This is a genomic window from Agromyces mariniharenae, assembly GCF_008122505.1.
Lineage (GTDB): Bacteria > Actinomycetota > Actinomycetes > Actinomycetales > Microbacteriaceae > Agromyces > Agromyces mariniharenae.
In genome coordinates this window covers 527,913-550,691 of sequence record NZ_VSSB01000002.1, presented here as the reverse complement: position 1 = coordinate 550,691, position 22,779 = coordinate 527,913, and the positions used below count along the sequence as shown (strand labels likewise).

22 protein-coding genes are annotated in these 22,779 nt (G+C 72.5%); 5 read left to right on the top strand and 17 right to left on the bottom strand.

The features are described 5' to 3' along the window. The first annotated feature begins 53 nt into the window (after positions 1-53). Genes FYC51_RS15830 through FYC51_RS15820 form a run of 3 tightly spaced genes read left to right on the top strand, consistent with a single transcriptional unit; the run spans position 54 to position 5,229 of the window. On the top strand, positions 54-1,454 hold the full coding sequence (locus tag FYC51_RS15830) for an MFS transporter (RefSeq protein ID WP_148734744.1): 1,401 nt from the start codon (positions 54-56) through the stop codon (positions 1,452-1,454). Between the two features lie 11 nt (positions 1,455-1,465). Beyond that, positions 1,466-3,607, top strand: coding sequence for a molybdopterin oxidoreductase family protein (locus FYC51_RS15825; protein WP_148734743.1), 2,142 nt, complete (start codon positions 1,466-1,468; stop codon positions 3,605-3,607). Then, entirely contained in the window at positions 3,604-5,229 is a 1,626-nt protein-coding gene (locus tag FYC51_RS15820; protein ID WP_148734742.1) for an FAD-dependent oxidoreductase, read from the top strand. The genes FYC51_RS15825 and FYC51_RS15820 overlap by 4 nt, the downstream gene beginning before the upstream one ends. A 61-nt stretch (positions 5,230-5,290) precedes the next feature. Here FYC51_RS15820 and FYC51_RS15815 read toward each other — a convergent pair whose 3' ends face one another. From FYC51_RS15815 to rpsP, 5 genes are all read right to left on the bottom strand, one after another. Further along, positions 5,291-6,052: a sirohydrochlorin chelatase gene (locus tag FYC51_RS15815; RefSeq protein ID WP_148734741.1), complete on the bottom strand. Its 762-nt coding sequence runs from the start codon at positions 6,050-6,052 to the stop codon at positions 5,291-5,293. Positions 6,053-6,247: 195 nt separating this feature from the next. Continuing rightward, entirely contained in the window at positions 6,248-6,937 is a 690-nt protein-coding gene (gene trmD, locus FYC51_RS15810) for a tRNA (guanosine(37)-N1)-methyltransferase TrmD (protein ID WP_148734740.1), read from the bottom strand. A 9-nt stretch (positions 6,938-6,946) separates the two neighbouring features. Continuing rightward, positions 6,947-7,609, bottom strand: a complete 663-nt coding sequence (rimM, locus tag FYC51_RS15805; RefSeq protein ID WP_148734739.1) for a ribosome maturation factor RimM — start codon at positions 7,607-7,609, stop codon at positions 6,947-6,949. A 1-nt stretch (position 7,610) separates the two neighbouring features. After that, positions 7,611-7,847, bottom strand: a complete 237-nt coding sequence (locus tag FYC51_RS15800; protein ID WP_148734738.1) for an RNA-binding protein — start codon at positions 7,845-7,847, stop codon at positions 7,611-7,613. A gap of 3 nt (positions 7,848-7,850) precedes the next feature. Next, complete coding sequence (gene rpsP, locus FYC51_RS15795; protein ID WP_148734737.1) at positions 7,851-8,273, bottom strand: 30S ribosomal protein S16; 423 nt, start codon at positions 8,271-8,273, stop codon at positions 7,851-7,853. Between the two features lie 255 nt (positions 8,274-8,528). Between rpsP and FYC51_RS15790 the strand changes: the two genes are divergently transcribed. Both FYC51_RS15790 and FYC51_RS15785 read left to right on the top strand, forming a co-directional pair. Further along, positions 8,529-9,491, top strand: coding sequence for an ornithine cyclodeaminase family protein (locus tag FYC51_RS15790; protein WP_148734736.1), 963 nt, complete (start codon positions 8,529-8,531; stop codon positions 9,489-9,491). Then, positions 9,491-10,474 carry a proline racemase family protein gene (locus tag FYC51_RS15785; RefSeq protein WP_148734735.1) on the top strand — a complete coding sequence of 328 codons (984 nt, stop codon included), beginning with the start codon at positions 9,491-9,493 and terminating at the stop codon, positions 10,472-10,474. Before FYC51_RS15790 ends, FYC51_RS15785 begins: the two co-directional genes overlap by 1 nt. A 50-nt stretch (positions 10,475-10,524) precedes the next feature. On the opposite strand, the gene FYC51_RS15780 is transcribed toward FYC51_RS15785, so the two are convergent. From FYC51_RS15780 to FYC51_RS15725, 12 genes are all read right to left on the bottom strand, one after another. Further along, entirely contained in the window at positions 10,525-12,006 is a 1,482-nt protein-coding gene (locus tag FYC51_RS15780; RefSeq protein ID WP_148734734.1) for an aldehyde dehydrogenase (NADP(+)), read from the bottom strand. Positions 12,007-12,037: 31 nt separating this feature from the next. After that, positions 12,038-13,039: a proline racemase family protein gene (locus tag FYC51_RS15775; protein WP_148734733.1), complete on the bottom strand. Its 1,002-nt coding sequence runs from the start codon at positions 13,037-13,039 to the stop codon at positions 12,038-12,040. After that, entirely contained in the window at positions 13,039-13,959 is a 921-nt protein-coding gene (locus tag FYC51_RS15770) for a dihydrodipicolinate synthase family protein (RefSeq protein ID WP_148734732.1), read from the bottom strand. Before FYC51_RS15770 ends, FYC51_RS15775 begins: the two co-directional genes overlap by 1 nt. After that, positions 13,956-15,332 (bottom strand): FAD-dependent oxidoreductase, encoded by a 1,377-nt coding sequence (locus tag FYC51_RS15765; protein WP_148734731.1) that lies wholly within the window; start codon positions 15,330-15,332, stop codon positions 13,956-13,958. The genes FYC51_RS15770 and FYC51_RS15765 overlap by 4 nt, the downstream gene beginning before the upstream one ends. Next, the gene (locus tag FYC51_RS15760) at positions 15,329-15,571 is read right to left on the bottom strand and encodes a (2Fe-2S)-binding protein (RefSeq protein WP_148734730.1); all 243 of its coding nucleotides are present in this window, start codon (positions 15,569-15,571) and stop codon (positions 15,329-15,331) included. Before FYC51_RS15760 ends, FYC51_RS15765 begins: the two co-directional genes overlap by 4 nt. Beyond that, entirely contained in the window at positions 15,568-16,725 is a 1,158-nt protein-coding gene (locus tag FYC51_RS15755; protein WP_148734729.1) for an NAD(P)/FAD-dependent oxidoreductase, read from the bottom strand. Before FYC51_RS15755 ends, FYC51_RS15760 begins: the two co-directional genes overlap by 4 nt. Before the next feature lie 84 nt (positions 16,726-16,809). Continuing rightward, entirely contained in the window at positions 16,810-17,520 is a 711-nt protein-coding gene (locus tag FYC51_RS15750; protein ID WP_148734728.1) for an ABC transporter ATP-binding protein, read from the bottom strand. Beyond that, positions 17,517-18,470, bottom strand: coding sequence for an ABC transporter ATP-binding protein (locus FYC51_RS15745; protein WP_148734727.1), 954 nt, complete (start codon positions 18,468-18,470; stop codon positions 17,517-17,519). The genes FYC51_RS15750 and FYC51_RS15745 overlap by 4 nt, the downstream gene beginning before the upstream one ends. Next, positions 18,467-19,666: a branched-chain amino acid ABC transporter permease gene (locus FYC51_RS15740; protein ID WP_148734726.1), complete on the bottom strand. Its 1,200-nt coding sequence runs from the start codon at positions 19,664-19,666 to the stop codon at positions 18,467-18,469. Before FYC51_RS15740 ends, FYC51_RS15745 begins: the two co-directional genes overlap by 4 nt. 1 nt (position 19,667) lies before the next feature. Beyond that, complete coding sequence (locus FYC51_RS15735; RefSeq protein WP_187432739.1) at positions 19,668-20,555, bottom strand: branched-chain amino acid ABC transporter permease; 888 nt, start codon at positions 20,553-20,555, stop codon at positions 19,668-19,670. 67 nt (positions 20,556-20,622) lie between these two features. Then, positions 20,623-21,807, bottom strand: coding sequence for a branched-chain amino acid ABC transporter substrate-binding protein (locus FYC51_RS15730; protein WP_148734724.1), 1,185 nt, complete (start codon positions 21,805-21,807; stop codon positions 20,623-20,625). 163 nt (positions 21,808-21,970) lie between these two features. Beyond that, on the bottom strand, positions 21,971-22,636 hold the full coding sequence (locus tag FYC51_RS15725; RefSeq protein ID WP_148734723.1) for a GntR family transcriptional regulator: 666 nt from the start codon (positions 22,634-22,636) through the stop codon (positions 21,971-21,973). Positions 22,637-22,779 lie beyond the last annotated feature (143 nt).

Sequence of the window (22,779 nt, the reverse complement as noted above, 5' to 3'; positions counted from 1 at the left end):
ATAGCGTCGGCTGCACGAGTTCCACCACGTGACGACACCCCCCGGAGGCACCGATGACCGAGACCCTGAGCGCCGCTCCCCCGCACGGCGCACCGACGCAGGCCCCCGAGTCCACCGCGCCCGCCCTCGCCACCCGGCCGGGCCGCTGGATCGACAACTGGAACCCCGAGGACACCGCGCAGTGGTCCTCCCAGGGCCGCGCGATCGCGCGACGCAACCTGAACTGGTCGATCTTCGCCGAGTTCCTCGGCTTCGTCGTCTGGCAGCTCTGGAGCATCGTCGCCGTGACCCTCCCGGCGGCCGGGTTCGACCTCGGCACCGGCGAGATCTTCTGGCTCATCTCGATCCCGAGCCTCGTCGGGGCGACGCTGCGCATCCCCTACTCGTTCCTCGTGCCGAAGTTCGGCGGCCGCAACTGGACGATCATCTCGGCCGCGCTCCTGCTCCTGCCGACCATCGCCCTCGCCCTGTGCGTGTCGAACCCCGAGACGCCGTTCGGCGTGCTGCTCGCGGCCGCGGCCCTGGCCGGATTCGGCGGCGGCAACTTCGCCAGCTCGATGTCGAACATCACCTACTTCTACCCGCAGCGCGAGAAGGGCTGGGCGCTCGGCCTCAACGCCGCAGGCGGCAACCTCGGGGCATCCGTCGCGCAGTTCGTCGTGCCCATCGTGATCACCGTCGGCGCGGCCGCGACCCTCAACCTTCCGGTCGCCGGCTGGATCTGGATCCCGTTCATCCTCGTCGCGATGTTCGGCGCCGCCCGGTACATGGACAACCTCTCGAACGCGAAGGCCGACCTCGCGGGCTCGGCCGCTGCGCTCAAGGAGCCGCACCTCTGGCTGCTCTCGCTGCTCTACATCGGCACGTTCGGCTCCTTCATCGGCTTCGCGAGCGTGTTCCCGAAGCTCATCGCCGACCAGTTCCCCGAGTTCTCGACCATCGCGGTCGGGGGCACGGCGGTCTCGCTCGCGTTCCTCGGCGCGCTCGTCGGGTCGCTCGCCCGCCCCTACGGCGGCCGGCTCTCCGACCGGTTCGGCGGCGCCCGCATCACGATGCTCGCCTTCGCGGCGATGGGCACCATCACGGTCGGCGTGCTGCTCACGCTGCCGCTCGGCAACTTCTGGCTCTTCCTGGGCCTGTTCCTCCTGCTCTTCGCGGCGGCGGGCATCGGCAACGGCTCGACCTACCGCATGGTGCCAGTGGTCTTCGCAGTCCGCGGTGGCGGCACCGGCGACGTGTCCACCCAGCGCAAGGCGGCGGCGGCCCTCGGCCTCATCTCCGCGATCGGCGCGTACGGCGGCTTCCTCATCCCGCAGGCGCTGAACCTGTCGTTCCAGGCCACGGGGGGCTACGCCGGCGCCTTCCTCGGGTTCGTGGTCGGCTACGCCGTGCTCCTCGTGCTCACCTACGTCGTCTACGTGCGGTCGGGCCGCATGGGCGCGCACAAGATCTGAATCGAGGCCGCATGACCCGCCCCGCCGACTCGCACTGCCCGTACTGCGCCCTGCAGTGCGCGATGACCCTCACCCCGACGGATGCCGCAGCGGATGCCGCGACCCCGCCCGTGACGGTCGCCGGCCGCGACTTCCCGACGAACCGGGGCGGCCTGTGCAAGAAGGGCTGGACCTCGGCGGAACTGCTCCGCGCACCCGCTCGCCTCGGCGCCCCGCTCCTGCGGGGCGCCGACGGCGCGTTGCACGAGGCCAGCTGGGACGAGGCGCTCGACCTCGTCGCGACGCGGCTGCGCGGCATCCGCTCGGCGCACGGCGCAGACGCCGTCGGCGTGTTCGGCGGCGGCGGCCTCACGAACGAGAAGGCCTACCTGCTCGGCAAGTTCGCCCGGCTCGCGCTCGGCACGAGCCGGATCGACTACAACGGTCGGTACTGCATGTCGTCGGCCGCGGCGGCCGGCAATCGCGCGTTCGGCGTCGATCGCGGACTGCCGTTCCCGCTCGAGGACCTCGACGGGGCGTCCACGATCCTGCTGCTCGGCACGAACGTGGCCGAGACGATGCCGCCGTTCATCGGGCACCTCGCGGGCGCCCAGGCGGCCGGCGGCCTGGTCGTCGTGGACCCGCGCCGCACCGCGACCGCGCGGCTCACCGACGAGGGGAAGGGAATGCACGTGCAGCCGGCGCCCGGCACCGACCTGGCGCTGCTGCTCGGCCTCATCCACGTCGTGATCGCCGAGCGGCTCGTCGACGAGGCCTACATCGGTGCGCGCACGGTCGGCTTCGACCGCCTCCGCCGCAGCGTGGCGTCGTGGTGGCCCGAGCGCGTGCAGTCGGTCACGGGCGTGGCGGCGCTCACGCTGCGCCGGCTCGCGCGACGGCTCGCCTCGGGAGCCGGCACCTACATCCTCACCGGCCGGGGCGTCGAGCAGCACGTCGACGGCACCGACACCGCGACGGCCGCGATCAACCTGGCGCTGCTGCTCGGCCTGCCGGGACGCCCCGGCAGCGGCTACGGCACCCTGACCGGTCAGGGCAACGGCCAGGGCGGCCGCGAGCACGGCCAGAAGTGCGACCAGCTGCCCGGCTACCGCAAGATCGTCGACCCCGAGGCCCGCGCGCATGTCGCCCGAGTCTGGGGCGTCGACCCCGACGACATCCCCGGACCAGGCGTCCCCGCGGTCGAGCTGCTGCAGCTGCTCGGGCAGTCGGGCGGCGTGCGCGCGCTCATGGTGCACGGATCGAACCTCGTGGTGTCGTCGCCGAACGTCGACGCCGTCCGCGCCGGCCTCGAGCGGCTCGACCTGCTCGTGGTGTGCGACTTCTTCCTCTCCGAGACCGCGGCCCTCGCCGACGTCGTGCTGCCGATCACGCAGTGGGCCGAGGAGGAGGGCACGATGACGAACCTGGAGGGACGGGTCATCCGTCGCCGCCGGGCGATCACGCCGCCCACGGGCGTGCGCGACGAGCTCTGGATCCTCGCGGAGCTCGCAGGGCGCCTCGACTGCGTCGCCGCGTTCGACACCGACCCCGAGCGGGTCTTCGAGGAGCTGCGCCTCGCATCCGAGGGCGGCATCGCCGACTACTCGGGCATCGACTACGCGATGCTCGACCGCGGCGACGCCGCGTACTGGCCATACCCGCGCGGCAGCGCCGGGACCCCTCGCCTCTTCGCCGAGCGGTTCGCGCACCCCGACGGGCTCGCCCGCCTCGTGGCCGTGTCGGTGCGCGAGTCGGCGCGCCCGCGGCCGGGCGACGACGAGGTGACCCTCGTCACCGGGCGGCTGCTCGAGCACTACCAGAGCGGCGCGCAGACCCGGCGGGTGCCCGAGCTGCTCGACGCCCAGCCCGAGGCCCTCGCCTCGCTGCATCCGGCCACCGCCGATCGGCTCGGCATCGCCGACGGGGACGACCTCGAGGTCGCGAACCACCGCGGCGCGGTGCACGTGCGGGCACGGCTCACGACCGACATCCGGCCCGACGCGGTGTTCCTCCCGTTCCACTACGGCGACGCGCAGGCCGCGAACCTGCTCACCTCCGACGCGGTGGACCCGGTCTCGGCGATGCCCGAGTTCAAGACCAACGTCGTGCGCGTCACGCGCATCACGAGCCCCGCGAGCGCCGCTCGCCGCACGGAAGCCGAGGTCCACGCATGAGCGCGCTCAGGATCGTCCTCGTCGGCTACGGGCCGGTCGGCGCCCGCTTCGTGGAGGAGCTGCTGCCGTCGGTGCGCAGCGGCGCCGTCGAGCTCACGGTCGTGGCCGGTGAGGACGTCGAGGCCTACAATCGCGTGCTCGTCGCCGAGTACGCGGTCGGCAACACCGACCTCGACGCCATGCTCGTCGGCGACCGCGAGGCGGCCGAGGAGGCCGGCGCCCGCGTGCTGCTCGGGGTCGCCGCGACCGCGATCGACCGGGCCGCGCACCTCGTGCGGCTCAGCACGGGCGAGGAGCTCGCCTACGACCGGCTCGTCCTCGCCACCGGATCGCGAGCGAACGTCCCGACGCTCGACGGGGTCGAGCGCCATCGCCGCGACCTCGCGTCGCTCGGGAAGTACGCGAGGCAGCTCGTGGCCCGTGACGACGACCTGCCCGCCGGCGTCACCGCGCTGCGCGACCTCGCCGACGCCGAGCGGGTGCTCGAGGCCGTGCGCGAGCGACGCCGCATCATCGTGCTCGGCGCCGGCGTGCTCGGCCTCGAGCTCGCCCTCGCGGCGGCCCACGCGGGTGCGCAGGTGTGCGTCGTGCACCACGGGCCGCACCCGATGCCGCGCAACCTCGACCGGGGCGGCGGGCAGGTGCTTCGGGCCGCGCTGCGCCGCACGGGCATCACGGTCATCGCGCACAGCCGCGCCGAGGCGGTGGCGTTCCGCACCGACGACGAGGGCCGGCGCCGGTTCGACATGCTCGTGACGGCCGACGGCAAGCAGCTCCGCGGCGACCTGCTCGTGCTCTCGTGCGGCGTGAGCCCGCGCAACGAGCTCGCGACGCTCGCGGGCCTGCGCACCGCCGTCGGCATCGTCGTGAGTCCGCGACTGCAGTCGTGGAGCGACCCCGACGTGTACGCGATCGGGGACTGCGCCCAAGTCGTCGAGCGCACCGAGGAGCTCGCCGGGCAGCGCGTGCTCCCCGGCGCGCCGTCGGGGCTCATCGGCCCGGGATGGCGCCAGGCCGCATGGCTCGCCGAGGCGTTCGCGACCGAGGCCGCGGGACGCGCCGGCGACGGCGCAGGCGGCGCCACCGGCGCCGTGCCCGCCGAGCGCGACCCGATCGTCATGCTCAAGGCCGAGCACATCGACGTCGTCGCGGTCGGCGACATCTCGGCCGACCCGTGGGACGACGACGCGCTGCACCCGCGCCGCCGCGTCTCGCAGTGGGCCGATCCCGAGCACCTGCGCTACGTGAAGATGGTCACCGAGGACGGCGCCCTCACTGGATTCGTGAGCGTCGGGATGCCGCGCACGGCCGCCGAGCTCACGCTGCTGTTCGAGCGCCGCGGCGAGCTCCCGGCCGACCGCTCGCTGCTCCTGCGCTTCGACGGGCCCGACTACGACCCGAGCGAGGACGCCGACGCGTTCGCGCCCGCGACGACCGTGTGCTGGTGCAACGGCGTCACCGTGGGCCGCATCGAGGAGTCGGCCGCGTGCGGCAACACGACCGTGGAGTGCGTCGGCCGCGACACCCGCGCGGGCACGGGCTGCGGCGGGTGCAAGACCCGGATCGCCGACGTGCTCGGGCGCGTCGCGGAGGCGGACGGGACGCCGAGCCTCACGGCGTGACCGACTGTGCCAGCGGTATCGGCAGTGCCTCGAGCGGCCGAGAGCGCGACCGCTCAGTCCCTCAGACGGGCTCCCAGTCGTTCGCGTCGACCGCTGCGTAGCGCTCGAGCACGAGCTCGACGAGCTCGTGCGGGGCGGGGCGGTCGGGCAGCAGCAGCGGCTCGGCGATGAGGTCTCCCCCGGCACCCGCAGCCGCGTCGTAGAACGTGCCCGGCGCGAGCAGGTAGGCGCCGACGACGACGCGCGTGCCCGGGTGCACCTCGCGGATCATCTCGATCGCGTCGGGCAGCCGCGGGATCGCTGCGGCGATGAACCCGACCGTCACGGGTCGGCCGAGGCGCTGGGCCAGCCGCCGCGCGGTCTCGAAGCACTCGCGCACCGCGCGCGGGTCGTTGGACCCGGCGGCCGCGAGCACGACCGTGTCCTCCTCGTCGAGCCCCAGGTCGCGGAGGCGTCGCGCGAGCACGGCGACGATGCGGTCGTCGGGCCCGAGCTCGTCGGCGAGCTGTGCGCCGCCGCCGAGGCGGTCGAGGCCGAGCGACAAGCCGGTGCGCACGTGGAAGCCGGCGGAGAGCACGAGCGGCACGATGACCGCGTCGGGCTCGGCGGCGGCCGCGAGGGATGCCGCGACGTCGCGGTTCGCGGCATCCACGAAGCTGATCGACACGTCGAGCTCGGGCCGCTCGGAGGCGACGGCGTCGACGAGCCGGATCACGGCCTCGCGGTTCTCCGCCGAGGGGGCGCCGTGCGTGACCGCGACGAGCCGGAGGGGGTGGATGCCGGGTATGTCCGCCGGCACGTCCGCACCGCTCGTCCCGACCATGTCCCGCCCCGCGCTTCCCGGCGGAATCCGGTCTCGCCGCCGGTTTCGACGCTATGCACGGCGTGTTTCGCAGGCGGGGCCCGCGTGTTTCCGGGACGTGAAGACTGCCTCACGGCCGCGCTGGGCGGCTGCGCGTCGGGCGGGCCGGCGGGGCGCAGGCGCGCCGACGCGGCATCCGATCGCGACCGTGTGGTGTCAGTCGTCGAGCAGCTCGGGCCGCACGCGCCGGGTGCGCTCGACCTGCTGCTCGTGCCGCCACGCGGCGATCGCGCCGTGGTTGCCCGAGAGCAGCACGGGCGGCACCTCGAGTCCGCGCCACGACGCGGGCTTGGTGTAGCTCGGGTACTCGAGCAGCCCGTCCTCGTGCGACTCCTCGACGAGGCTCTCGGGATTGCCGACGACGCCGGGCACGAGCCGGCCCGCCGCCTCGATCATGGCCATGACGGCCACCTCGCCGCCGTTCAGCACGTAGTCGCCGAGGCTGATGAGGCGCACGCGCATCCGCTCGCCGTAGTGGTCGACGACGCGCTGGTCGATCCCCTCGTAGCGGCCGCATGCGAACACGAGGTGCGCCTCGGCGGCGAGCTCGCGTGCGGTCGCCTGCGTGAACGGCTCGCCGGCGGGCGATGGTACGACGAGCAGCGCATCGGATGCCCCGTCGCCCACGATCTCGTCGAGCGCCTCGCCCCACGGCTCGGGCTTCATGACCATGCCCGCACCGCCGCCGTACGGCGTGTCGTCGACCGTGCGGTGCCGGTCGTGCGTGTGCTCGCGGAGGTCGTGCGTGCGGACGTCGATCAGCCCCGACTGCCGCGCCTTGCCGAGCAGCGACAGGTCGAGCACGTCGAAGAACGACGGGAAGATCGTGACGATGTCGATCCGCATGGGCCGACCCTACTCGGCGGGGTCGTCGGCGCGGTCGGATGCCTCGGCGTCGCCGTCGGCGGCCGACGCGTCAGGTGCGCTCGCCTCGGCGTCGGACGTCTCGCCCTCCCCCTCGGCGGGCGCCTCGGGCTCCTCCGGGAGCTCCTCGAACAGCCCGGCGGGCGGCGTCACGGTGAGCGTGCCTGCGGCGATGTCGACCTCGGGCACGATGGCCGACACGAACGGCACCATGACCTCGCGGCCGTGGGCCTTCACGATGAGCAGGTCTTGGGCGGGAAGGTGGTCGACGTGCACGACCTCGCCGACCTTGACGCCGTCGCGCATGACGGCGAGACCCACGAGCTGGTGGTCGTACCAGGCGTCGTCCTCGGGCGCCTCGTCGTCGACGTGCTCGACCCAGAGGATGGCCTTCACGAGGCCCTCGGCCGCGGTGCGGTCGTCGACGCCCTCGAAGAAGCCGACCGGGTGGCCGTTGTACCAGCGGAGCTCGCGGAGCGTGAGGTGCTTGCCGTGCCACGGCGACGACTCGGGCACCTGCAGCGAGAACTCCGCGCCCGGCACGAAGCGGCGCTCGGGGTCGTCGGTGTAGAGCTCGAGCTTGATGGCGCCCTTGAGGCCGTGGGCCTTGGTGAGACGGCCGACCCTGAGCTGCGTGCGAGGTGCGCGCGCCACGTCAGTCGTCGGTGTCGACGACGTCGACCCGCACGCGGCGACCGTCGGCGAGCGCGGTCACCAGGGTGCGCAGCGCCTTCGCCGTGCGCCCGGCGCGGCCGATCACGCGACCGAGGTCCTCGGGGTTCACGTGAACCTCGAGGACCTCGCCGCGTGCGCTCGACGCGGTGACGACCTTCACGTCGTCAGGATGATCGACGATCCCCTTGACGAGGTGTTCGAGCGCGGACTGGAGCAAGGCCTACGCCTCGTCCGTCGTGGTCTCGTCGGCGTCGGCAGCCTCGGCGGGGGCCTCCTCGGCCTTCGCGGGCTTCTCGGCCTTGGGCTTGAGGACCGGCTTCTTCGACTCGTCGGCGACGAACGCGGCCTTGGCCTCGGCGACCTGGACGGTGGACTTCGCGTCCTTGTCGCCCTTGAACTTGCCCCAGTCGCCCGTGAGCTTGAGGATCGCGGTGACCTGCTCGGTCGGCTGGGCGCCGACGGAGAGCCAGTACTGGGCGCGGTCCGAGTCGACCTCGATGAACGAGGGGTTCTCGGTGGGGTGGTACTTGCCGATCTCCTCGATCACACGACCGTCGCGCTTGGTGCGCGAGTCGGCGACGACGATGCGGTAGTACGGCGCCCGGATCTTGCCGAGGCGCTTGAGGCGGATCTTGACAGCCACAATTCTCCTGAAATGTTGTGAGGTGGGCGAACTGACAGCCGTGAGCGTGGGGTGCACACTCGGCGGAAGCTCTGATGAGGCTCTGCGCGCCGGATAGAGGGTCGGGCGGTACAGAACTCGACTGACCATTCTTGCAGATTCGCGGATGCCCCGCCAATCCGCCGGACGTCGATGGTCACGCCTGCGTCGACCGGTCCATGATCAGGAGCACGGGTGCTACGTGACATATTACACATTACTCCCTAGACTGCACTCATGTCCGGCGTGCTCGACTCCATCCAGCTCATCGACGGCGACACCCTCAGGCGCCGCGTCACGATGCGCGCCGCCATCCGCGCCATCCGGCAGCTGGTACGCGACGGCTTCGATCCCGATCACGATCCGGCGCGCGCCATCGTCGACGTGCCGAACGGCCAGCTGCTGCTCATGCCCTCCGCGATCGACGGCCTCGCCGGCCAGAAGCTCGCGACCGTCGCCCCCGGCAATCCCGCGCGCGGCCTCGAGCGCATCCAGGCGGTCTACGTCGTGCTCGACGGCGACACGCTGGCCCCGATCGCGCTCGTCGACGGCACGGCGCTCACGAGCCTGCGCACGCCCGCGGTCTCGGCGGCGGTGCTCGACGTCGCCGCGACGCCCGACGCCTCGTCGCTCGTCGTGTTCGGCACGGGCCCGCAGGGCGTCCGCCACGTGGAGGCGATCGCCGCCATCCGCGGACTGCGTCGCGTGCGCTTCGTCGGCCGTGACCGCGCGAAGGCCGGGCGCGCCGTCGAGGCCGCCCGCGCCTACGCCCCCATGGCGGAGATCGACGTGGGCACTGCGGCCGACGTCGCCGACGCCGACCTCGTCGTGTGCGCCACCACGGCGGCCGAGCCGCTCTTCTCCGCCGACCTCGTCGCCGACCGCGCCGCGATCGTCGCCGTCGGCTCCCACGAGCCCGACCGGCGGGAGCTCCCGGGCGCCCTGCTCGCGCGCGCCCAGGTCATCGTCGAGACCGAGCGGATCGCCCGTGCGGAGGCGGGCGACGTCATCATGGCGGTCGCCGAGGGGCACCTCTCCGCGGACGCCGTCGTGCCGATGGCGCGCATCCTCGACGGCCGCGTCCCCGTGCGCTTCGATCGGCCGCGCGTGTTCAAGACCTGCGGCATGGGGTGGCAGGACCTCGTGGTGGCGAGGCTCGCACTCGAGACGGGCGCCGGGGGCGCCGGAGGGACGGACTGATGCGCTGGAGCACCGAGGACTGGCACACCGCGGGCGAGCCGTTCCGCATCGTCGACGGCGTCGCGACCGAGGGGGCGACCGTCGCCGAGCGGCGCGTGCACGCGATGACGGGCGAGGCCGATGCGGTGCGCCGATTCCTCTGCCTGGAACCCCGCGGGCACGACGACATGTACGGCGGGTTCCTGACCCCGCCCGACGACGACGGAGCCGAGTTCGGCGTGCTGTTCTGGCACAAGGACGGCTTCTCGACCGCCTGCGGGCACGGCACCATCGCGCTCGGCGCGTGGGCGGTGCGCACCGGCCGCGTCTCGGCGCCCGACGACGGCGAGGCCGTCGTGACGATCGACGTCCCCAGCGGCCGCGTGCAGGCACGGGTGCAGCGCGAGGGCGGTCGCACGACCGGCGTCGTGTTCCGCAACGTCGAGTCGCGCGTGCTCGAGCGCGGCATCCGCCTGGAGACGAGCCGAGGCGAGGTCGACGTGGACCTCGTCTTCGGCGGCGCCGTGTACGCGACCCTGCCGGCCGCTGCCGTCGGCCTGTCGGTCGCGCCCGAGCACACGAGCGAGCTCATCCGGCTCGGACGCGAGATCAAGTGGGCGTTGGACGAGCACCCGGCAGCGCAGGTCGACGACGAACGCCTGTCGGGCGTCTACGGCACGATCTGGGTCGACGACCTGGGTCGCACCGAGTCCGGACCGTGGCAGCGCAACGTGACCGTCTTCGCCGATGGCGAGGTCGACCGCAGCCCCTGCGGATCGGGCACCGCGGCGCGCGTCGCACTGCTCGCGCACACCGCCGTGCTCGGCGAGGGCGAGGTCCTCACGCACGACTCGATCATCGGGACCCGCTTCCTCGCACGCGTCGCCGAGCGCACCGCAGTCGGCGTGATCCCCGAGGTGACGGGCCAGGCGTACCGGGTCGGTCGCTGCGAGTTCGAGCTCGACGAGGGCGACCCGCTCGCCGACGGCTTCTCGCTGCGGTGAGTGCGTGGTGCCCCGGTCGTCGCCCGGAGCACCACGCGGCATCCGTCCGCTCAGTACTCGCCCGCGAGGCTCCCCCACCCGGCGGAGCGGCCGGCGTCGCTGCGGCGCTGCGGCACGCCCCACGGATTGTCGTCGCGCAGGGGCGGCGGGAGCAGCGACTGCGGCGCGCCCTGGTAGGCGACGCCGCGCAGGAATCGGGTGATGGCCGCGGTGCCGACGCTCGTGGCATCCGTCGTCGTCGCCGGGAACGGGCCGCCGTGCTGCATGGCGCTCGTCACCGACACGCCCGTCGGCCAACCGCCGAACAGCACGCGCCCGCTCGTCTCGGCCAGCGCGTCGACCAAGTCCGCGAGCCGACCGTCGGCGAGCTCGAGGTCGTTCGCGTGCACGGTCGAGGTGAGGTTGCCCGGGAACAGCTCGCGGTGCAGTTCCGGCAGCACGTCGGCATCGTCGTAGCGCACGAGGATCGACAAGGGCCCGAAGGACTCCTCGAGCAGCTCGTCGCGGTGCGCGAGCAGCGTGTCCACGTCCACCTCGACGACGGTGGGCGTCGCGAAGCGCTGGTCGGCCTCGTCGACCCGGACCGCTCCCTCGGCGAGGACGGTCACTCCCGGAGCCCCGAGGACCGCGCTGCGGCGCTCCTCGAAGGCTCGGCCGATGCCGGGATTGAGCAGGCGATGCTCGGGCACGGCCGCCGCGGCATCCGCCACCGGTTCGAGCTCGGCGTCGGCCGGGACGAACAGGAAGCCGGGCTTCGTGCAGAGCTGCCCGGCCGAGCCGGAGACCGAGCCGAGGAAGCCCTGCAGCAGCCCGGGGTCGGCGGCCACCGCGCCCGTGGTCGCGTACACGGGGTTCACGCTGCCGAGCTCGCCGTAGAACGGGATGGGGCGCGGGCGCGACGCCGCGATGTCCGCGAGCAGGCGTCCCACGTGCGTCGAGCCGGTGAACGCCCCTGCGCGGATGCGGTCGTCGCGCAGGAGCGCGACGCCGCGCTCCTGGCCCTCGACGAGCTGGAAGACGCCGTCGGGCATGCCCGCCGCGGCGAGGGCCGCCGTGACGACCTCCGCCGTGCGGCGGGAGAGCTCGGGATGGCCGGAGTGCGCCTTCACGACGACCGGGCACCCCGCGGCGAGGGCGGCCGCCGAATCGCCGCCCGCGACGGAGAACGCGAACGGGAAGTTCGACGCGGCGAAGTTGAGCACCGGCCCGACGGGCTCGAGCACGCGGCGCACGTCGGGCCGCGGTCCGATCACGTAGTCGGGGTCGGCGGCGTCGATGCGGGCGTCGAGGTAGGCGCCGTCGACGATGACCTCGGCGAAGAGTCGCAGCTGGTTGGTGGTGCGGCGCACCTCCCCCACCAGCCGGCCCTGGGCCAGCCCGGTCTCACGCGTCGCGATGGCGATGAGCTCGTCGGAGGCGGCGTCGAGCGCGTCGGCCACGGCGACGAGCGCCTGCGCCCGTGCGCGGGGTTCGGTCTCGGCGAAGGGTCGTGCAGCGCGCGCCGCGTCCGCGGCGATCCGGTCGGTGTCCATCGATGCTCCTGGGGTCGGCGTGGGTGGTCGGTCAGAAGACGAAGCCCTCGGGGAAGGGGTCGTCCTCGTCGAGGAGGTACTGGCCCATGCCGGTGACCCAGGCACGGCCCGAGATGGTCGGCACGACCGCGGGCACGCCACCGACCTCGGTCTCGCGCAGCAGGCGACCGGTGAACTCGCTGCCGATGAACGACTCGTTCACGAAGTCGGTCTCGAGCGCGAGCTCGCCGCGAGCATGGAGCTCGGCCATGCGCGCGCTCGTGCCGGTGCCGCACGGCGAGCGGTCGAACCATCCGGGATGGATCGCCATCGCGTGCCGCGAGCGGACCGCATCGGAACCCGGCGCGATGAACTCGACGTGGTGCACGTGATCGGCCCCCGAGAGCTCGGGATGCTTCGGCGGCTTCTGCTCGTTGATCGCGTCCATGATCGCGAGTCCGGCCCGCAGGATGTCGTCCTGTCGCTCCCGGTCGAACGGCAGCCCGACGTCGTCGAGGTCGACGAGCGCGTAGAAGTTGCCCCCGAACGCGATCGAGTACGGCACCTCGCCGTAGCCCGGCACCTCGATCGTCTCGTCGATGCGCTCGACGAAGCTCGGCACGTTCTCGATCGTGACGCGCTTCGCGCGACCGCCTTCGACCTCGACGCGCGCGACGACGAGGCCGGCGGGCACGTCGAGCCGGATCTCGGTGACCGGCTCGGTCACCTCGACCATGCCCGTCTCGACGAGCACCGTGGCCACGCCGATCGTGCCGTGCCCGCACATCGGCAGGAAGCCGCTCGCCTCGACGAACACCACGCCCCAGTCGGCGTCGTCGCGCGCGGGCGGCTGCAGCAGCGCGCCCGACATGGCGGCGTGGCCGCGCGGCTCGTTCATGAGGAACCCGCGCAGGCCGTCGAGGTGCTCGATCGCCCACAGCCGCCGCTCGTTCATCGTCGAGCCGGGGATCCGTCCGACGCCGCCCGTGACGACGCGGGTCGGCATGCCCTCGGTGTGCGAGTCGACGGCCGAGACGACCCGACGGGTGCGCATCAGCGGGCCGCCGCGAGTGCCGCGAGCGCGCGCTCGGTGTCGGCGGTCACCTGCGCGCGCTGCTCCGCCGAGAGCGGGCCGCGCGGCGGACGCGTCGGGCCGCCGTACGAGTTGCCGCAGATGTCCATCGAGAGCTTGATGGCCTGCACGAACTCGGTGCGCGAGTCCCAGCGGAACACCGCGACGAGCTGCTCGTAGAGCGCCTTCGCCTCGTGCCACTTGCCGTCGGCGCAGAGGTCGTAGAGCTCGACCGCCTCGCGGGGGAACGCGTTCGGGTAGCCGGCGAACCAGCCGACCGCGCCGTTCACCATGAGCTCGAAGAGCACGTCGTCGGCACCGGCGATGATGTCGATGTCGCACAGCTCCTTGATCTCGTAGACGCGACGCACGTCGCCCGAGAACTCCTTGATGGCCACGACCTCGGGGATCTCGGCGAGCTTCGCGACCATCGAGGGCACGAGGTCGACCTTCGTGTCGAACGGGTTGTTGTAGGCCATGATCGGCAGGCCGACCTTGGCGACCTCCTCGAAGTGCGCGATGACCTCGCCCTCGTTGGCCCGGTACATGGTCGGCGGTAGCAGCAGCACGCCGTCGGCGCCGTCCTCGCGAGCGAGCTCCGCCCATTTGCGCGCCTGGTGGCTGCCGACGCCGTGCGCGCCGGCGATGACGATGCCGCGCCCGTCGACCGCCTCGACGGCGACCTGGATCACCTTCCGTCGCTCCTCGTCGGTGAGGGACGAGTACTCGCCGAGCGATCCGTTCGGGCCGACGCCGCGGCATCCGTTCGACATGAGGAAGTCGACGTGCTCGGCGAACCGGTCGTAGTCGACGGCGAGGCCGGCCGGGGCCGACGGGTCCTCCTTGAAGGCGAGGGCGGTGGCGACGACGACGCCGCCGAGGTCCATGTTCTGCTCGGTCATTCCTGCTCCTGGTGCTTGATTCGGTCTGGGGTGTGGTGGAGGCCGGCGAGCTCCCCGATGCGGATCGAGGAGAGCACCGGCCGCTGGTCGTAGTCGACGGATGCCGCGACGAGCGCCTCGACGCTGCGGCCGCAGGTGCGACCCTGGCACGCGCCGAGGCCGGCACGGGTCGCGAGGCGCACGCCACGGCTCGAGGCGTCGGCGTACTCGGCGATGCGCGCACGCGTGACGGACTCGCAGCGGCAGACGATCGTGTCGTCGTCGAGCCAGGCCGTCCATCCCGATCGGATGGCGTGGGTGGCGAGTCGTTCCGCGAAGGCGTGCATCCGACGCCGCGCGTCGACGACACGGCGCAGTCGCGGGTCGCCGAGCTCGCCGCCGGCGGCGAGGAATCCGGCGACCGCGCCCTCGGCGAGGGCCGCGTCGGCGCCGGCGATGCCGGTGACCTCGCCCGCCGCGAAGACGCCGGGCACCGAGGTGGCCTGTCGCCCGTCGACCTCGACGAACCGGTCGGGCGAGATCGCGCATCCGGCCTGGATCGCCGCCTCGAGGCGGGGGGTGAAGCCGTGGCCGAGGGCGACCGAGTCGCATTCGACGACGCGCTCGGTTCCCGGGATCGGACGCCAGTCGGCGTCGACGCGCTGGATGGTCGCTCCCTCGACCGTACCGACCCCGTGGATGCGCGTGACAGCGCTGCCGAAACGGTAGGGCGTCCGGTGGCGGATCAGGTCGCCGAGGTACTCCGTGAGCTCGCCCGCCTTGCCTGCCGCACCCGCGAGTCGCCACGGGCTGCGGCCCCAGCCGCGCGCGATCGCGCCGACGCCCACGGCCTCGACGACCTCGGCGACGCTGCCGCCGGCGAGGCCGATGCTCGCGGCGACCGGCAGCAGGAACGGCCCGGCGCCCGCGACGACGGTCCGACGCCCGGGGGCGACGCCGTCGCGCTTCGCGAGCGCCTGCGCGGCGCCGGCGGTGATCACGCCGGGGAGGGTCCACCCGGGCACGGGCAGGGCACGGTCGTGCGCACCCGTGGCGAGGACGAGCGCATCGGCCTCGACCGTGAGGGCCGTGCGGCCGGCCGCGTCGGCGGGGCCGACGAGCGCGTGCATGCGCAGGCCTCCGTCGGTCTCGACGTGCCAGACGCTCGCCTGTGCGTGTACCTCGGCCCGGTCGAGGGCTCCTCGGAGTCGCTCGAAGCGCGGCCACTGGTGCTGCATGCGCGGATCGGTGAGTGCATCGTGGTGGCGCCAGAACTGGCCGCCAGGACGCTCCCCCTCGTCGAGCACGGTGACGTCCGCACCGTGCGCGATCGCGGCCTGTGCGGCGGCGAGGCCCGCGGGGCCCGCACCGAGGATGACGACGCGCCGGCTCATCGCGCCTCCCGCTCGATCACGTCGCCGTCTCTGGCGGTGCGCTGGCAGGCTCGGACGCCCTCGACGCCGTTGACGGTGACGAGGCAGTCCTGGCAGACGCCGATGCCGCAGAAGACGCCGCGCTCCGCGCCGGCCGCCGAGCGCCAGCTGCGCCGGCCCGCGCCGATCAGCACGCCGGCGATGGTCTGGCCGTCGCGCCCCTCGAGCTCGGTGCCGTCGACCGCGATGCGGATGGTCACGCGGCCTCCTCGAGGCTCGCCCGGGTGGGCAGGAACGGTGCGGGGTCGAGCGGTGCGGGCGTGCCGAGCACGGCGTGCGCGACGAGCTGGCCGGTCGTCGGGGCGAGGCCGATGCCGGCGCCCTCGTGGCCGGCCGCGTGGAACAGCCCGCCCACGCGGCCGTCGGCGCCGATGGCCGGCAGGTGGTCGGGCGTGTACGGCCGGAAGCCGACGTAGCTGCGCAGCAGCATCGTGTCGGCGAGGAACGGGAAGAGCCGCGTCGCCTTCGCCGCGATCTCGGCGAGCGGCGCGAGCGTGTGGGCCGTCGAGAAGCCCACGCGCTCGCGGCTCGAGCCGATCAGCACGGTGCCGGCCGGCGTCGACTCCACGACGGTCGAGGTCTGGAGCGCGGCGTCGCTCGATCCGACCGCACCGACGTAGTCGGCGTCGTACACCTTGTGGAACACCCGCTGCGGCATGGGAGTGGTGACCAGGATGGCGCCCCGCCGGGGTCGGATGTCGAGGCGTGCGCCGAGCAGGTCCGCGACGCGGCCGGCCCACGGGCCCGCGCAGTTCACGACCGCGTCGCCGAGGATCGCGCCCTCGGGCGTGACCACGCCGGCCAGGCGATCGCCGTCGTGCACGGGACCCGTGACCTCGGTGATGCGGAACTCGGCGCCGAGGCGGCGCGCCCTGGCGAGCATCGCCTGGGTGGCGAGGCTCGGCTGCACCTGGGCGTCCTCGGGGTAGTGGATGCCGCTCGCGACCTCGGGGCTCAGGTGGGGCTCGAGGCGACCGAGGTCCTCGGAGGACACCGCGTCGGCGCGGATGCCGATCGCGCGCTGCGACGCGGCGAACGCCTCGAGTGCGGTGGTGCCGCCCGCGAAGGCGACGACCACGCCGCCCTTCGCCTCGAACTCGGTGGCGGGCTGCCCCGGCGCGCGGTCGGCGTCGAGCCGGGCGGCGAGGTCGCGCCAGGCCTCGCGAGCGGCGATCGCCAGGTCGGCCTCGGCGCCGGGCGCCTTGTCGGACACGAGGATGTTGCCCTCGCAGCGACTCGAGGTCTCCGCCGCCACGCCCGCGCGGTCGGCGACGACGACCTCGGCGCCGGCCTCGGCGAGCGCGAGCGCGCAGGACGCGCCGATGGCGCCCGCACCGATCACGACGACGCGCATGCCCGGCTCCTCTCAGTGATACGTGACATATTACCTATGCTCGACCGGAAGCGCACCCGCGGCGTCCGCGGGTGCCTTCCGCCATCATGCCCCGAGGTAGGCCTCGACCACGCGCGCGTCCCGCGCGAGCTCGGCGGCCGATCCCGACAGCGTGACGGTCCCGGTCTCGACGACGTAGGCGCGGTGCGCGATCTTCAGCGCGGCCCTGGCGTTCTGCTCGACGAGCAGGACGGTGGTCCCCTGCGCGTTCACGGCGGCGATGACCTCCATGACCTGCTTGACCACCAGCGGGGCGAGTCCCATCGACGGCTCGTCGAGCAGCAGCAGCTTCGGACCGCCCACGATCGCACGGCCGATCGCGACCATCTGCTGCTCCCCGCCCGAGAGCGTGCCGCCCTGCTGCTTCCGGCGCTCGGCCAGCCGCGGCATGAGCTCGTAGACCTGCGCGATGCGTTGGTCGACGACGCGCCGGTCGCGGACCGCATACCCGCCGAGCAGCAGGTTCTCGTGCACGGTCATGGTCGAGAAGATGCGGCGCCCCTCCGGCACGTGGATGAGCCCGGCCGAGACGATGTCCCACGGCTTCGCCGTCGCGAGGTCCATGCCGTTCCACCGCACCGCGCCGTCCTTCGGGCGGACGAGCCCCGACAGCAGGTTCATGGTGGTCGACTTGCCCGCGCCGTTGTTGCCGAGCAGGCACACGATCTCGCCGTCGCCGACGGAGAAGCTCAGCCGCCGCAGCGCGTGCACGCGGCCGTAGTAGACGTCGACGTCCTGCACCTCCAGCGCGGTCATCGCGACCCACCGTCCTTCCCATCGGATGCCGCGCCGACGGCGCTCGCGCCGAACGCGTCCGCGATCGCGTCGGCCGAGACGGTCCCGGTGCGCAGACGCGTGGCGTCGATCGCCTCCTCGTCCTCGTCGACGCCGAGGTACGCCTCGATGACCAGGGGATCGGCCTTGATCTGCGCAGGCGTGCCGTCGGCGATCTCCCTGCCGTAGTTGAGCACGACGATGCGTTCGGCGAGTTCCATGATGAGGCCCATGTCGTGCTCGATCAGCACGACCGCGACACCGAGGTCGCGGATCCGGCGGATCAGTTCCATGAGCGCCTGCTTCTCGTTGTGGTTCAGGCCCGCGGCGGGTTCGTCGAGCAGCAGCAGCTTCGGGCTCGTGGCGAGGGCGCGGGCGATCTCGACGCGGCGCTGCTCGCCGTAGGGCAGCTGCCCGACGTAGAGGTCCTCGTCGTCCTCGAAGCCGACGAAGTCGAGCCATCCGCGTGCCTCGCGGGCGCACGCCTCCTCGGCCCGCCGGTACCCGGGCGTGTGCAGCAGCGTGGACCAGAACCCCTCGCGGAGGATCGAGTGCATCGCGGACTTCACGTTGTCGAGCACGCTGAGCTCGCGGAACAGCCGCAGGTTCTGGAAGGTGCGGGCCATGCCCCACTTCGTGACGCGTGACGGGAGCACCCGGTAGAAGCCGAAGCTCTGCAGCAGGTGCCCGAGCCGGAGCGCGCGCCAGAAGCCCGGCACCTCGCGCACGATGCGCTTCCCGTCGAACACGACCGACCCGGACGTGGGCAGGTAGAACGCCGAGATGCAGTTGAACGCGCTCGTCTTCCCCGCGCCGTTCGGGCCGATGACGGCGAGGATCTCGCCTTCGCGGACCTCGAAGCTGAGACCGTCGACGGCCTTCACGCCGCCGAACTGCAGGCGGAGGTCCCGGACCTCGAGCAGGGCGCTCATGCCTGCCTCCCTTCCTCGGCATCGGCGGCGGGCAGGCCGTCGACGGACTCCATGACACTGGGTTCGACGTCGGGGACGCCCTGGTCGATCGCGCCGACCGCCGAGGTGAACGGCGGAGGCTGCGGTCTCGTGCGCTTGAGCCACGGGAGGACCGCAGTGGCGGGCCACAGTCCGGACGGTCGGAACAGCATCACGACGACGAGCAGGATGCCGAAGATGAGGTAGCGCCACTCGGCGAAGTCGCGCAGCAACTCGGGAGCCAGCGACACGAACAGGGCGCCGATGATCACGCCTGGGGTCGAGCCCATGCCGCCGAGCACGACCGCCATGAGGATCAGCGCGGAGTAGAGGAACTGGAAGCTGTTCGGGCTGATCGCGGAGAGGTGGGTCGCCATGAGCTGGCCCGCCATGCCCGCCCAGACGGCGCCGATGATGTACGCGGAGATCTTTGCGACGTAGGTGTTGATGCCCATGGCCTCGGCGGCGTCCTCGTCGTCGCGGACGGCCTTCCAGGCCCGGCCCATCTTCCCCTTCGCGAGGCGGCCGGCGCCGATCACCCCGACGACGACCACGACGGCCGCGACGAAGTAGTAGAAGACGACGTAGCCGGGGAACGCGAGCCCGCCGACCGTGAAGCCGTCGTCGAAGCTCCAGCCGCCGAAGTCCCACGAAGGGATGCCGTGGATCCCTGACGGGCCGCCGGTGATCTCGAGGTTGTTCGCCGTGATCCGGATGATCTCGCCGAACCCGAGCGTGACGATGGCGAGGTAGTCGCTGCGCAGCCGCAGTGTCGGGGCGCCGATGAGGATGCCCGCGACGATGCAGGCGGCGATCGTGGCCGGCAGCGCGAGCCACATCGGGAACCCGAGCACGGTGGTGAAGATGCCCGAGACGTAGGCGCCGACGGCGAAGAACGCGATGTAGCCGAGGTCCAGGAGTCCGGCGTACCCGACGACGACGTTCAGGCCCATGCACAGCATCACGTAGATCAGCGCACTCGTCGCGATCGACATCGTGTACCGGGACGCGTCCAGGAACGGCAGCGCGGCGAGCAGCAGCACGGCCAGGGTCCCGAGTGCGCGGAGGAACCCGCTCTGCGAGGTGAAGACACCGGTCGCGGGTCGGGGACGGTCGAACAGCGGGGCCGGCGCGCGCAGGGGCGCGTGCTTCAGCGCGAGGTCGAGGTCGCGGGCCATGTCACATCCTCTCCACGACGCGGGCGCCGAGCAGGCCCGTCGGCTTGAACGTGAGGAACAGGATCAGGAACGCGAACGAGAACACGTCGCGCCACTCGCCGCCGAACCAGGCGGCCCCGAACGATTCGAGCAGGCCGAGCAGGAGCCCGCCGAGCATCGCGCCGTAGAGGTTGCCGATGCCGCCGATGACCGCGGCGGTGAACGCCTTGAGCCCGATGATGAATCCCATCAGGAAGTCGATCGACCCGTAGTACGCGCCGGCCATCACGCCCGCGGCCCCGGCGAGGGCGGAGCCGATGAAGAACACGGTGGCGATGACCCGGTTCACGTTCACGCCCATGAGCTGCGCGCCCTGCGGGTCGAGCGCGATCGCACGCATCGCGCGACCCTCCCGGGTGCGTTCGACGATGTGCGCGAGCACGAGCATCAGCACCGCCGCGATGATCACCAGCACGAGCTGCGAAGCCGTGATGCGCATGCCCGCGAAATCGAACCCGCTCGATTCCAGGCGGATCGGGAACGCCTCGGGATTGGGACCGAAGATCTGGCGCACCCCGTACTCGAGCGTGAACGACACGCCGATCGCGGTGATCAGCACGGCGAGCCGTGGGCTCTTGCGCAGCGGACGGTACGCGATCCGCTCGATGCCGACGCCGATCAGGCCGGTCGTGACCATCGAGAGCAGCATGATCACGACGAGCAGCGGGATCGAGGTCTCGTTCGAGATCCCGAACGCGGAGAGCGTGAAGAACCCGACGAACGCGCCGAGCATGTAGATGTCGCCGTGCGCGAAGTTCAGCAGCTTGATGATCCCGTAGACCATGCTGTAGCCGAGCGCGACGAGGGCGTAGAACGAGCCCACGATCAGGCCGTTCCAGATGAGTTGCATCACGGTGCGGTGACTCCTTCCGGTGCCGGTCCGGGACGGGCGGCGAGCGCCGCCCGTCCCGGGCGACTCAGCCCTGCAGGTCGTCCTTCAGCACGAACGCGTTCGTGGCGGGATCGATCGAGACGATCACGAACCCGCCGCCCGAGAGGGTGTGGTCGTCGGTGAACGTCAGCGGGCCCGCGAACGTGTCGAAGCCCTCCAGACCCTCGAGGCCGGCGACGACCGCGTCGAAGTCGGTGCTGCCGGCATCCTCGATCGCCTGCGCCATGACGCGCACCGCGTCGTAGGCCTGCGTCGAGTACGGTCCGGGTGCCTCGCCCGCGAGCTCGGAGTAGTCGGCGATCCACTGGTCGGCACCCTCGATCATGTCGGGCGTCTGGGTGAACGTCGCGACGACGTTGTCGGTGTACCCGGGACCGGCGATCTCGGCGAACTTCGCGTCGACCGACCCGTCGCCGACCAGGAACGCGCCGGTGTAGCCTGCGTCGGTCGCCTGGCGGACGATCAGGCCGCCCTCCTGGTAGTAGCCGGTCCAGTAGACGAGGTCGGGCTGCACGCTCGCGAGCTCGGTCGCCACGGCCGAGTAGTCGTTCTCCCCCGGCGTCACGGTCTCCTCGAACGCGATCTCGAGGCCGGCGTCGCCGGCCTGCTCGACGAACGAGGCGGCGAGGTCGGCCGAGTACGAGGTCGCGTCGTCGATCGCGGCGACCGTCGTCGCGCCGATCTCCTCGGCGTACTGCACCGCGGCCGCGGCCTGCTGGGTGCCCGTTCCGTTGATGAGGAAGACGCCGGGCAGTCCCTGCACGAGCTCGTTAGAGTTCGCGGCCGGGATCACCATGGGGATGCCGGCCTCGTCGAAGATCGGGAGGGTCGGCAGGGTCGCGCCGGAGCAGTACCCCCCGACCGAAGCCGTGATGCCCTCGGTCACGAGCTTGTTCGCTCCGGCGACCGCGGTCGTGGCATCGCAGGCGTCGTCCTCGACGACGAGTTCCAGCTCCCGGCCGAGCACCCCGCCGTCGGCGTTCAACTCGTCGACCGCGAGCTGAGCGCCGTTCTGCATGTACGCGCCGAACGCGGACTCGCTCCCCGAGAACGGCGCCAGCATGCCGAACGAGATCGGTCCGTCGCCGTCATCGCCACCGCCGCCGCCGCCGCCGGCCAGGCCGCCGGAACACCCGGTCATGGCCAGCAGGAGGCTCGCGCCGGCGGCGAGCTGCAGGAGGCGCGTGCGGCGCCGGGGTCCATACGACATGGGATTCTCCTCTGTGCGACGTTGCAGGGATCCGTTGCGATGTCATGCGTGACATATCACTACGGGCGGTACGTGACATATTACTCATGGCGAAGCGTTTGGCAACCTCGAACGCGGAAGGCGTCGGGCGTCGCGCGTCCGCGACGGGCGAGGGTGAGCTGGACTACGCCTCCCGGCGCCCGCTCCAGAGGCCGGCCACGTGGCCGATGTGCCGGCGCATGAGGGCCTCGGCACCCTCGCCGTCGCCCTCGACGAGCAGGCGGATGAGCTCGGCGTGCTCGAGCGACGAGCTCTCCAGCTCGTCCGAATCGGCCAGGTTCACGAGTCCCACCAGCCGGGTCTGCTGGCGGAGCTCCGACACGAGCCGCACGAGGTGCCGATTCCCCGTCCGCTCGAGCAGCGTCAGGTGAAAGGTCGTGTCCGCCTCGAGGTAGTCCTCGAAGCGGCCCTCGCGGCCGGCGCGGACGATCTCGTCGGCCAGGCGCCGCAGCCGTTCGACCGTCTCGTCGGGCAGCGCTCCTGCGAGCGATCGCATGGGCGGCGCCTCGAGGAGCCGCCGGATCTCCCCGAGCTCGCGCAGCTCGTCGTCCGAGACCTCGGTCACCTCGAACCCGCGGTTGCGGAGCGGACTCAGGAACCCCCGACGGGCCAGGTTGAGCATCGCCTCGCGCACGGGCGTCGCGCTCACGCCGAACTCGCCCGCCAGCGTCGGCACCGTCAGCACGGTGCCCGGCGCGAACTCGCCCGTCACGATGCGCGACGAGAGCGTGCGCTCGACCTGCTCGCGCAGGCTCAGCACCTCGAGCACGCGCATCTGCTGGCCGCTCATCGGAACCTGCCCGGGTGACGCATCATGCGGCACATCGTACTCGACGCCCGCATGAGCGCCATGTTCCGACGCGCGCCCGTCGCGTCGGGCGGGTCCGTGCGATGATTGCGAGCACGATTCCCGCACGCCCCGAGGGAGGCCGC